Origin of the sequence: Neobacillus notoginsengisoli (assembly GCF_003515685.1) — a bacterium.
Lineage (GTDB): Bacteria > Bacillota > Bacilli > Bacillales > Cytobacillaceae > Bacillus_D > Bacillus_D notoginsengisoli.
Genome location: NZ_QWEG01000010.1, coordinates 181,933 through 193,148, shown reverse-complemented (window position 1 = coordinate 193,148; position 11,216 = coordinate 181,933). Strand labels below are relative to the sequence as shown.

Here is an 11,216-nt window from a genome sequence, read left to right as displayed (position 1 = left end):
CCCAAAAAGTATATAATAAGGAACCTTTTCAACAGCAAAAACTATTGCTCAATTTTTCACAATATCACGCACTGACTTAAATGATTAGGTTATAATGGTAATATATAGAGAATATTTGAAAAACAGGGAGGTTGAGAACATTGTTGTTCCGGAGGAAAAAGAAACCGCCAGAAACAGAAACGCATCCGAAGGAAAAGAAAAAAAGCCTTTGGAGAAGAGTGAAAGAAATTGACTGGAAAAACCCGGTGAACCGCTGGAAACTGCTATTTGCGACTTTAGCCCTTCTCATTGTTGGAGGAGGAGGATTTGGCGGAGTATTAGCCTTTACAAACTCACCTACTTTTTGCAAAAGCTGTCATGAAATGCAGCCCGAATTCGCAACCTTCGAAGCAAGCGCCCACAGCCAGATCAGCTGCGTACAGTGCCATATCCAACCAGGCGCGGTCAATATGCTGACCCACAAAATGAAATCCATGAAAGAAGTCTACTACCACCTCACCGGTATTCCTGAGCAAATCGTCCAGACACCAGGAGAAGCCATTCCAAACATCTCATGCCAGCAATGCCACACAACGAACAGGCTAGTGACCGCTTCCGGCGACCTAATGGTCAACCATAAAAAGCATATAGATGAAGGGATCCCCTGCATCACCTGCCATGCCGGAGTCGCCCACGGCAAAATCGCCGACCGTAAACTCAACACAGAAAAAGACCGCCATCTTTGGACGGCCGACAACGCCGAGAAGCTGATGACAAAAGAATATATGGACCCGAATATGGGCACATGCATCGACTGCCACGACAAAGTGAACAAAGGCCAAAAACCATGGGAAGATGTTGCCTACAGCCTACCGAGACAGGTTGAGCATGGAAGTTCCAAAGTAGAAACAGCCGATGCCAACAAGGCAGAAAACACTGGAAAATCCCAGCAGATCATCCTCCAAGCCATCGGTATGCAGCATGAAGATGTTAAACTATCAATGGAATGCTCAACATGTCACAAAGAAGTCGATACTCCCGCTACCCATAAGCGGGACAAATGGAAAGTTCAACACGGAGAGACAGCATATAAGAATGTAGATCAATGCGTAAATTGCCACAAAGATACGAAATGGGCCAAAGAAGTGCAGCCGCAAAATATTCAAACCCTTATTAACCACAGCGAGGGGAAAGAACAGCACTCCCGAAGCCCAGAAGAAAAAAGAAGCACGCTGCGCACAAACGAATTCTGTAACGCCTGCCACGGAGAAAGGCCACCAAGCCATGGGGACAGCGACGACTGGCTGACCAAGCACGCAAAAAAGGCCAGCACAAAACCAGAAAAAGAAACATGCTTCACCTGCCACGACAAACAAAAACCACAACCAGAATCCACAACCGCCAAACCACCAACAGACATCTACTGCCAATACTGCCACCGCACCGGATTTAAAGGAGAGTGATGCACGGGGACGGTTCCAGTGCCTCACTCACTTCCTTTGAGTAGTTAGTAAACCAACGAAACTCGTTTTATATCCTTATCCCGCCTGGCCACTAGTCCAGCGGTTTTTTTACGATCGAATGAAAGATCTTTACCCTCCCTGTGAAGAAACCAAAGATAAATTCTGTTCAAAACTGACAAACCCAGCCTAAAATATAAAAAATATATCGCTTAATCTTCACAACTTCTTCACAACTTCTTCATAACAACTTCACAAAATATTAAATTATATTACTATAACTATTTCACCTATCCCCTTCTCACTTTATACAAAAAGAGGTCAAAAAACGATTTATATTTACATCTTTATTCTAATTAATGTATAAATATTAATCATTAATCTCTTTAACACTACGCGTAAGTTATTAACTCAAGCATTGATATAACAATATTCCCAACGTACTTTTGCTGCATAAATCCATCCGACACACTTCGCAACTTTATTCACAATTTGTACATTGGAAAATCACCCTTCAATATTAGATACTACCTTTAGAGAGGTTAAATAAAAAAAGCAGATAGAAATCAAACAAGACAACAGAAAGGGTGAAACAGCGTGGCCTTTTGGAGAAGATCCAAACAGACAGAGATAAGCCCTCAGACAGAGACAAGGGAAGGGAAAAAGAAAGCTGGCCTTATACGCAGACTATGGCAAAAATTTAGAAATATAGATTGGAAGAACCCGGTGAATCGCTGGAAACTCGGTTTCGCTCTCCTATTTGGCTTGATCGCCATGAGCGGTACGGCATACGGGGCAATCGCCTTCACATCCAATCCAGTTTTCTGCTCATCGTGCCATGAGATGGCGCCGGAATATCAAACGTTCAAGGCAAGCGCCCACAGTGAAATCAAATGTACGCAGTGCCACATCGAACCGGGTGCGAAAAATATGGTCCTCCATAAAATCGAATCGATGAAAGAGGTTTACTACCATATTGTCGGTCCGCCGGATCCAATTGTCCAGACCGTTCCCGTCCTAAAAGTGAATTGTGGGCAATGCCACTCGGACAACCGCCTTGTCACAGCGACGGGCGACCTGAAGGTCAATCATAAGAAACACGTTGAAGAAAGCATTCCATGTATCACCTGCCACGCCGGAGTTGCGCACGGCAAAGTAGTTGACCGCGGAATCAATGGTTCAGAAACGTATGACCATTGGACAGAAGAAAATATCGGTAAGCTTATGACAAAAGAATACACAAATCCTAACATGGGAACATGCATCGATTGCCATGACAAAGTAAATAAAGGCGAAAAGCCATGGAAAGACATCGCATACAGTCTGCCTGTCAATACACACGGTGCGGAAAAAGATAAAGGCCATGACAGCGAAAAAGCTGCCACAGCCTCCGGAGATGGAACAGCTGCCGAGCCCCACGACTCAGTTGTCGGAGTCGAAGGTAAACATGAAACAAACACGAAAACACAGGCCATCATCCTTCAAGCTTTAGGAAAGCAAAAAGAAGATGTAAAGCTGTCAATGGAATGCTTGACATGCCATGAGGAAATTTCTATACCTAAAAACCATCAACAGAAAAATTGGAACCAAGGCCATGGCGGCGCTGCTTTAAAAGAGCTTAATCAATGCCTGGACTGTCATAAGGATTCCAAATGGATTCGCGAAATGCCCAAACAGGACATCCTGACCTTGATCAATGGAGAAAAGGATGAAAAATACGTACCAAACATAAAAACGGTTAAAGACAAATCCCGTGACAGTGCTTTCTGCTCCACTTGCCACGCAGAACGTCCGGATGGCCATGGCGACAGCGATAACTGGCTGACAGCCCACGCACCAAAAGCAAAAACAAACGAAGCGAAAGCCCAATGCTTTGTCTGCCATGATAAAGAAAAGCCTGCTGCTGACAAGAAAACAACCGCGCCAACAGATGTTTACTGCCAGTTCTGCCACAGGACAGGTTTCAAAGGTGAAAAAGGAGCTTAACTGTAAAATTTGAACTGGAGGGACAGTCTGATGGAAGAAGAAAAAAAAGAGCTGCCGGCCCCTCCCCGTTTTCGCAATAAGATTTATAAAATCATGACATTGACACTGTTGTTTCTGGCCCTATTCTTCTCAATCGGATTTATAGGGCTGGAGGCTTCATCCAGCTCAGAGTTTTGCTCGTCATGCCATGAAATGAAACCGGAATACTATACGTGGAAGGCTTCCTCCCACGCGGAAGTTGATTGCGTAAACTGCCATATTGAGCCAGGGGTCAAGCTTGCAGCCAAAAACAAAGCTGATCTTGTCAAAAAAACCATTTATAAAAACATAAACAAAAACGATGTCAATGTAGCGCCAATTAGGATGACAAAAGAAATTCCCAACAGCACATGTGAAAAGTGTCACAATGTGCAGAACAGAAATTTTTCGGTTTCAGGTGACATCATTATTCCTCATGATAAGCATAGCGAGAAAGACGTCAAATGTACCCAATGCCACAGCGGTGTAGCCCATGGAAAAATACCCGATCGGGAAATGACCTTTAAAACAGATTATAGCAAATGGGATAAAGGATTAGGCTCCAGTGCAATGGCTGACCTTAAATTTACCAGGCCCGATATGGATACATGCATGGAATGCCATGAATCTAGGAGGATCACCACAGAATGTACTGCCTGCCATGCCACAGGCATGCTGCCGAAAAGCCATAAGTCTTCTGAATTTAAATCAAAGACACATGGAAAACTGGCAAAATCAGAGTTAAGCAGCTGTAATAAGTGCCACGGACCAATGTCAATCGAAAAGCTGGAAGGATATGAAGATTTATCGACGTTAGATAAATATCTAGAAACAAAGCAATCCCATAAAGATGAGCATACTTATGCAAAAGAAAATACCTTCTGTGTAGATTGCCACAAACAACGTCCTGAGAGCCACAAAAATTCATTTTTCCCTAGCCACGGAAAAGAAGCGGCCAAGAACGAACAAACATGTTATACATGTCACGACCCTAATCGAAGCACTGGTTCCGAAGAAAATAATTCTGTCAGCTGCATTTCCTGCCATTCACAAAAACACACCAACAATTGGCGTGAAGGCCATCCAATTTCAGTCGAAAATCTAACCAGGCCACAGGAAAGCTGCTATAAATGCCATGTAAAGAATACCTGTAGCAGTTGCCACAGAACGTCTAACCGACCTGATTTATAATAACCCTCATTGGCCTGAACCAATGAGGTAAATGGCACCAAATAACCAACTAATAAAAATTCCTGGCCTCTTTAAGCCATGAAGAAGGAAATTTGTGAGGAGGATTCATATGGGAGCTGTAGAACTCCAGAATCAATCCAATGAGTCAAATGAAACACGGATTAATAAGAAAAAAGATCGCTTTTCAAAACTGCAAGGCATCTCTCTAATAATAGGGACACTACTTATTAGTATTGTCAGCGGATATTTCATTAGTGACAAGTTTTTTTGGAACAATGACGATAACAGGCTGGAAGAGCAAGTAGCCTATTACGAGGGGTTAGTAAGCAAGGAGCCAAATAATCCTGAACACCGGGTAAACCTGGGTTATTCCCTCCATTTAGTTAACAAAAGCGAAGAGGCCACAAAACAATTACAGATTGCAATCGATTTAGATAAAAAGAACGTCAGTGCTTATTTTAACCTCGGGCTTGTCTACAATGATCAAAAGCGTTACGACGATGCGCTAAAGCAAGCAAACAAAGCTGTAGAATTGGCACCAAGAGATTATAAAGGTTTTCTTCTTGAAGGAATGACTTATCGCCAACTGAAAATGTACGATGAGGCTCTAAAATCACTTCAGGAAGCGGATAAACTGATGCCTGTAAATAATGATATTGTTTTTGAGATTGGCAGAGTCGCAGAGGATCAGGGGAAGTTGGCAGATGCTGAAGAGCTATATAAACAGGCGTTAAGCTACGACCCCCTTTATAAGCCAGCTTCTGAAGCGTTGGCCAGACTTTCTGAAAAAGACAGCAATTAATAGGAGATGACTAGAATTGAAAAAGACAACTGTATATATTTGGATGAGTGCCATGGTTGTATTTTCTGCAGCATTATTCCTAGGCATCGCCCTGCTGGACCTTGGACCAAAGCTGAAGCCAGTTGTGGCAGCGGTAAATCCTGCCGGAGGAGAGCCGGAATTTAGGCAATCATTTTATGGAAGCTTTGAAAATCCTCTAGGCAAGCCGATGGATGTAACAAAAATAGGCGAGTTCCTTTATGTTACTGATTCAAAAAATGCTCAGGTACAAGTGTTTGACCAGTCTGGAAATAATGTCATGCTTTTTGGCAAATCAGGCTCTAAAGAAGGCGAGTTTCAGTTCCCCTATGGAATTGCCGGTGATAAAGAAGAAAATATTTATGTAGCGGATTTGTATAATGGAAACATTTCAATTTTTAATTCAAAAGGAGAATTCATTAGCTATTTTCCTGATGAAGAAAAATTGATTCAATCTCCAGGCGGACTGCGCATTTACAATGAAACCCTTTATGTAACAGATATTAAGCAAAACAAAGTATTCGCGTTTAATCTCGATGGCAAGAAGCTGATGGAAATTGGCGGAGCTGGCGAGGAAGAAGGGAAATTTATTGCTCCTAATGCCGTTGCGGTTGACAAAGACAATAACATTTATGTCACTGATTCTGGCAATAACCGGGTTCAAGTTTTTGATAAAGATGGAAAGTTTTTAAGAATCATTAATGGTTCTAAGGAAGGTAAGGGAGTTCCGCTCTTTGTTAACCCAAGGGGGGTTGATGTTGACTCAAAAGGCAATGTTTATGTAGTCAGCAACCTTTCCCACAACATTTATGTATACGACGAGGACGGAAATGAAATTAGAACGTTAGGCGGTATGGGGACAGATAATGGAAAACTATATCTTCCTAATGGCCTCTTCATTGATGATCGGGGAACAATCTTTGTAACCGATACGGTCAATCAAAGGATTTCAGTTCTCTACTAGGCAGTACCTCCTTTTAAGGAGTAGCAATACAAAAGCCAACTGCAACTTGGGAAAAGCTCAAAAAAGAAAAATGCTTTTTCTTTTACAAGCCGCAAAAAACACATTAAAGGAGGTGGTGCTTTTAATTAATGAGGTTATCCGGTTTTATAGGTTAATAGTTAAGACAAAATGGGAGGTTTAAGTAGAGATGAGAATGTTCAAACTTGGCTTTTCGGCGCTCTTTATGCTTATTGTTTTGAGTATGTTTGCAGCGATCGCATCAGCAGAACAGTTTACGCCAACACCCGGAAATCCAGCACCTGGCATCAAAGTTGGTACAATTGATAACAATGGGCAAGTGAATCAGCATAAAACACACGGAAATTTCCAAAACAACACCAATTCCTGTGCCAACTGCCACAGCACTCACCAGGCTAACGGCAAATCCTTGGTAAAGTTCCAAAATACTGAGTCAAACTTGTGTATGTCCTGCCACGACGGTACTCTTGGATTCTATGACGTTAAAAAGAACTCTGGTGCCGGTGTATTTAACAGTAGTCACGAAAGTGCTTCCATGCACAATGTAGGAACTGTTGCAATCAATGCAGCTCCTGGTGCACTCGACAACAAAGTTGGAGATACAATGCAATGCTCCAGCTGCCATAACCCTCATGGTTCCACCAATGACCGTCTGTTGAGAAATGAAGTAGCCGGATTGACAATAACTCCAGATGGCGGCGCTATCAAATTAGATTTAATTGAAGATGACACATTTAAAGCTATCAACGATAGTTCTACAAACTCTGGCTTGAAAATTTATAAATCCAAAGGTCCTAAGGCTGGCCAGGATTTAGTAGACTATGCCAATTTCTGTTCAACCTGTCACGATACGTATGACACTGGCAGTGGTAAAAAGACTGCACTGGGCCACTATTCGCATACAACTAACACCACTTCACAGGGACGTAACTGTGCAAGCTGCCACTATGCTCACGGTACTGACGTTACTCTTCTAAAGGACGTTGCCGGTAAAACCGTTCAAAATTACGTAGACAAAGGTTGGAGTGAAGAAACCGCAATTGAATACATGAAAGATATTAGCGAAAAAGGTTCTTCCCTCAAGAAATACACCAATATGGCCGTTTGCTATACTTGCCATACATCTAGCAAAAACACAGGACTTATTGGCCACGGTCCAGACACTCAGGGAGGTGCATGGTCCGGTTACATGCCTGCACAGGCTGGAGATCCATGGGCTGGAACCGGAGAGCTATGGAACTGGGAAAATGGCAGACATGGCTGGGCCCCAACTTTCAATGAAAAGAAAAATATTAAATAATATAGAGCCAACAAATAGCCCCACTATTTGACTGGCTTAACTAAATGAACGAGACAAGGTAGTAATGTAAATTTACTACCTTGTTTTCTATCAATTTTTTTTAAAGAAATAGAGAAACTTAGGGAGGAACGGCAATGGGGAAGTTAAAGATTAGCTTTTCAGCTTTATTTACACTTATTCTGCTAAGCGCATTTGCAGTAATAGCTTCTGCCGAAGAGCCTTTTGTTCCTACTCCGAATAACCCTGCCCCTGGGATTCATGTTGGAACAATTGATAATAATGGTAAAGAAGCAACACACCGGACACACGGCAATTTTCAAAACAACACTAATTCCTGTGCCAACTGCCACAGCACTCACCAGGCTAACGGCAAATCCTTGGTAAAGTTCCAAGATACTGAGTCAAACTTGTGTATGTCCTGCCACGATGGCACACTTGGTTTCTATAACGTTAAAAAGAATTCCGGCGCTGGTGTATTCAACAGCACTCATGACAGCGCTTCTATGCACAATGTAGGTTCTGTTGCGATTGATTCAGCGCCTGGGGCACTGACTTCAAACAAAGAAGAACTTCAATGTTCCAGCTGTCATAACCCGCATGGCTCAACCAATGACCGATTATTGAGAACAGAAGTTAATGGTAAGGTATATTCTACTGCGATGCTTGACCTTGAATTGGTTGAAGATCCTGCCTATGCGGAGTTTAATGCCAGTACTGGCCCTACAGGATTAAAAATCTATCAATCCAAAGGTCCTGTGTTTGTAAACCAGAATCGTGCCGATGTGCCGCAGCGTGTATATTCAAACTTCTGCTCAACATGCCACGATGATTATTTAAGATCCAGTGGAGATCAGATGGTTAGTGGACATTATTCGCACACGACAGACAGCTACAGAGCTGGGCGGAACTGTGCTAGCTGCCACTATGCACACGGTACAGATATTACACTTTTAAAAGATACAGCAGGCAAAACGATAGCTGATTATGTTAAGGGCGGATGGAGCCAGGAAACAGCTGAAGCTTACATGAAAGATATCAACGAAGGCGGATCTGCCCTTAAGAAGTATACAAATGCAACCGTTTGCTGGACATGTCACCGAGTAGATCCTACTCCTGTACCAGGTGGAAATTACTCAGGGCGACCAACCCGATAACTAATGCAAATAGCCCCACTATTTGTAAATTCGATTAGCATTGACACTAGATAGCAATCTGATATATTACCTTAAAAGCAGCTAATTAACGAGGTAGTTATAACTCATTATTACTACCTCGTTCTCTTTTTAGACACTTGATATTGTCAAAAAGTGTTCCTATTACGCTGATATTTACCATACTTTTGGTTGATATAATTAGTTTGAAAGCTGCCTTAGAAAATAATGCAGGCTTAACATATAGCAGAGGATGAAACGCTGTGAAAAAGATGAACTACTTAAGCAGGATAGCTGCATATCTCGTCATAGTGAGCCTTTCACTTAGTTCTCTCCTTTTCTATTCTCCTAGTTCCATTGTTTTTTCTGCTGAAAGTGATTATTCAATAGAAGTCACATCTCCTGGACCTGAGGCGATACTGGATAATCCAAAAGCAGAATTTACAGGAAAAATTATCGGAGCCGTCCCTTTGGCAGAAAATCATCAGCAGATTAAAGTATACGAAGAAAATGCTGAAACCATGAAGCGAATGGAAATTACGGATAATGATTCTTTAAAAGTCAACGGAACCGGTGAATGGAAATATTCAAAAGTGTTTAGTGAAGGATTGCATAAGGTTATATTCGTTCTAGAGGCAGACAGTGTAAAAATAGCTGAAACGCCTATCAGTTTTACAATTAAATCCGCTCTTGCAGGCTCAAACAGCGATGAAGCTGCCAATCCAAAAATAAACAGTGATAAAGAGCTGCCGCCAAATGGAACCATCAAAAGCGAAAATGCAGTAACTGAAGAATCTGTTACTGTTAGTCCTGCAGATGCAAGCGCCATAAACGCAGAAACAGAAGCGACAGTGAGCAGACCGCAAGTTACAGGTATAAAAATAATAGCTCCAGGCTCAAAAGGTTTTCCTACTGACGCGGAGGACATGACCAATGTACCGATAAACGCAAGCATCCAAGTTACAGTGAATGAAATTGGTAAATTAACCGTTCCTGGTGAACCATTAATAGTCATTCCTGAAATGAAAACAGAAAGCATAAAAAGTGTTGAAGCTGAAAAAGGGAGCAATCCCATTGGTGAGGATGGGGTGTATACCCTTAACTTTACTCCTAAAGAACCATTAAAGTACAACACAACTTATTATGTATATGTAAATCCAGCAATTAGCAATGAAACAAATGGACGTATTTATGCAAGATATATAAAATTTACAACAACGTCCCAAAATACCGCACATGATTTGCATGGCAATTTTACCACCAACACAAATTCTTGCGCCGCTTGCCATAGCACACATACTGGGAAAAGTGATACGCTTTTGGGAGGGGAATTTGGAAGCGATCCAGGTAAAAACCTTTGTATGGCCTGCCATGATGGAACAACTGCTCCCAAACCGGACAAAGAAAATACTAAGCACAAGCACACTGCTCTTTCGGGGAATGCCTCTTCAAATAGTTGTGCATCCTGCCACAATCCGCATGAGGCTTGGTCAGCAGATAATCCAAATAAAATAAAAGATGCAAGTCCAGATAAAGACCTGTATCCGGTGAATTCATATATGAAACAGGATAAGGCAACAGGAAAACCCGAAGATTTCGGCTTGTGTTTCCAATGCCATAATGGTGATGCTAATAAGTCCAAGGCAACAAACATAGAGAAATATTATAAAGATAAAGCGTTCACTGAGCAGTCGGGACATAAAATAACCGCCGAAGATGGTTCTAGTTTAAATGGACAGCTAACCTGTTCAGATTGTCATGAAACACATGGGTCAAACAATATTTATATGTTAAAAGAGAATCTTGGAAACAAGCCCCTTTCTGAAACAGACAAATTCAAAACCAACACAGAAAGTTGGGACATTTTAGATGAGCGAAATTTTTGTTTGAAGTGCCACACCGCAAAAACACCGGATATGGCAAAAACCGAACTATACGGCAAAAAACCATTATTCAACCCTAATACTTCAGACCATAAAGTTAAATCAATATCTTGTTCAGAGTGCCACGGTAATGGCGGCGACACTATTGAGGAACAGTTTAGGAGTTCAGCACATGCCCCATTAAAACTGACTCAACCTTAGGATACAAACCAAGCAAGCTTAAATCCCCCTGAATAATTATTCTGGGGGATTTCTTATAAAATAGTACTTTGTCGTTTCCCGGGAAATAATCGTGGGTTTTGTCAAAATTCCTGTCGACCACAAAGAATTCATTGAGTAGCCCTTCCGGCTCACCTACTACAACAAACGTTTGTAATGGCCACTGTAGATTCCCTTCTTATTGAAGATGATTTCTATTTCTTTCAGTGTGAATACGCCGGTAAGCC

At 41.9% G+C, this 11,216-nt stretch carries 8 protein-coding genes; all 8 read left to right on the top strand.

Annotation, left to right across the window (positions count from 1 at the left end; genetic code table 11):
• Positions 1-140: 140 nt before the first annotated feature.
• The 8 genes from D1B31_RS16425 (at position 141) to D1B31_RS16390 (ending at position 10,971) form a co-directional block, all read left to right on the top strand.
• Positions 141-1,442 (top strand): cytochrome c3 family protein, encoded by a 1,302-nt coding sequence (locus tag D1B31_RS16425; RefSeq protein ID WP_240035307.1) that lies wholly within the window; start codon positions 141-143, stop codon positions 1,440-1,442.
• Between the two features lie 723 nt (positions 1,443-2,165).
• Positions 2,166-3,425, top strand: coding sequence for a cytochrome c3 family protein (locus D1B31_RS16420; RefSeq protein ID WP_240035306.1), 1,260 nt, complete (start codon positions 2,166-2,168; stop codon positions 3,423-3,425).
• A 30-nt stretch (positions 3,426-3,455) separates the two neighbouring features.
• Complete coding sequence (locus tag D1B31_RS16415; protein ID WP_240035305.1) at positions 3,456-4,634, top strand: NapC/NirT family cytochrome c; 1,179 nt, start codon at positions 3,456-3,458, stop codon at positions 4,632-4,634.
• A 109-nt stretch (positions 4,635-4,743) separates the two neighbouring features.
• The gene (locus D1B31_RS16410) at positions 4,744-5,436 is read left to right on the top strand and encodes a tetratricopeptide repeat protein (RefSeq protein ID WP_118922352.1); all 693 of its coding nucleotides are present in this window, start codon (positions 4,744-4,746) and stop codon (positions 5,434-5,436) included.
• A gap of 16 nt (positions 5,437-5,452) precedes the next feature.
• Positions 5,453-6,418, top strand: coding sequence for a 6-bladed beta-propeller (locus D1B31_RS16405; RefSeq protein ID WP_118922350.1), 966 nt, complete (start codon positions 5,453-5,455; stop codon positions 6,416-6,418).
• Between the two features lie 187 nt (positions 6,419-6,605).
• On the top strand, positions 6,606-7,736 hold the full coding sequence (locus D1B31_RS16400) for a cytochrome c3 family protein (protein ID WP_118922348.1): 1,131 nt from the start codon (positions 6,606-6,608) through the stop codon (positions 7,734-7,736).
• Between the two features lie 134 nt (positions 7,737-7,870).
• Positions 7,871-8,890, top strand: coding sequence for a cytochrome c3 family protein (locus D1B31_RS16395; RefSeq protein ID WP_118922346.1), 1,020 nt, complete (start codon positions 7,871-7,873; stop codon positions 8,888-8,890).
• Between the two features lie 269 nt (positions 8,891-9,159).
• A complete protein-coding gene (locus D1B31_RS16390) occupies positions 9,160-10,971 on the top strand; it encodes a cytochrome c3 family protein (RefSeq protein WP_240035315.1) in 1,812 nt (603 codons plus the stop codon).
• The last annotated feature ends 245 nt before the right edge of the window (positions 10,972-11,216 follow it).

Bases quoted from the DNA above. Each gene is read 5' to 3' on its own strand.
- D1B31_RS16415 (WP_240035305.1), top strand. From the start codon at position 3,456: ATGGAAGAAGAAAAAAAAGAGCTGCCGGCCCCTCCCCGTTTTCGCAAT.
- D1B31_RS16410 (WP_118922352.1), top strand. From the start codon at position 4,744: ATGGGAGCTGTAGAACTCCAGAATCAATCCAATGAGTCAAATGAAACA.
- D1B31_RS16400 (WP_118922348.1), top strand. From the start codon at position 6,606: ATGAGAATGTTCAAACTTGGCTTTTCGGCGCTCTTTATGCTTATTGTT.
- D1B31_RS16395 (WP_118922346.1), top strand. From the start codon at position 7,871: ATGGGGAAGTTAAAGATTAGCTTTTCAGCTTTATTTACACTTATTCTG.
- D1B31_RS16390 (WP_240035315.1), top strand. From the start codon at position 9,160: ATGAACTACTTAAGCAGGATAGCTGCATATCTCGTCATAGTGAGCCTT.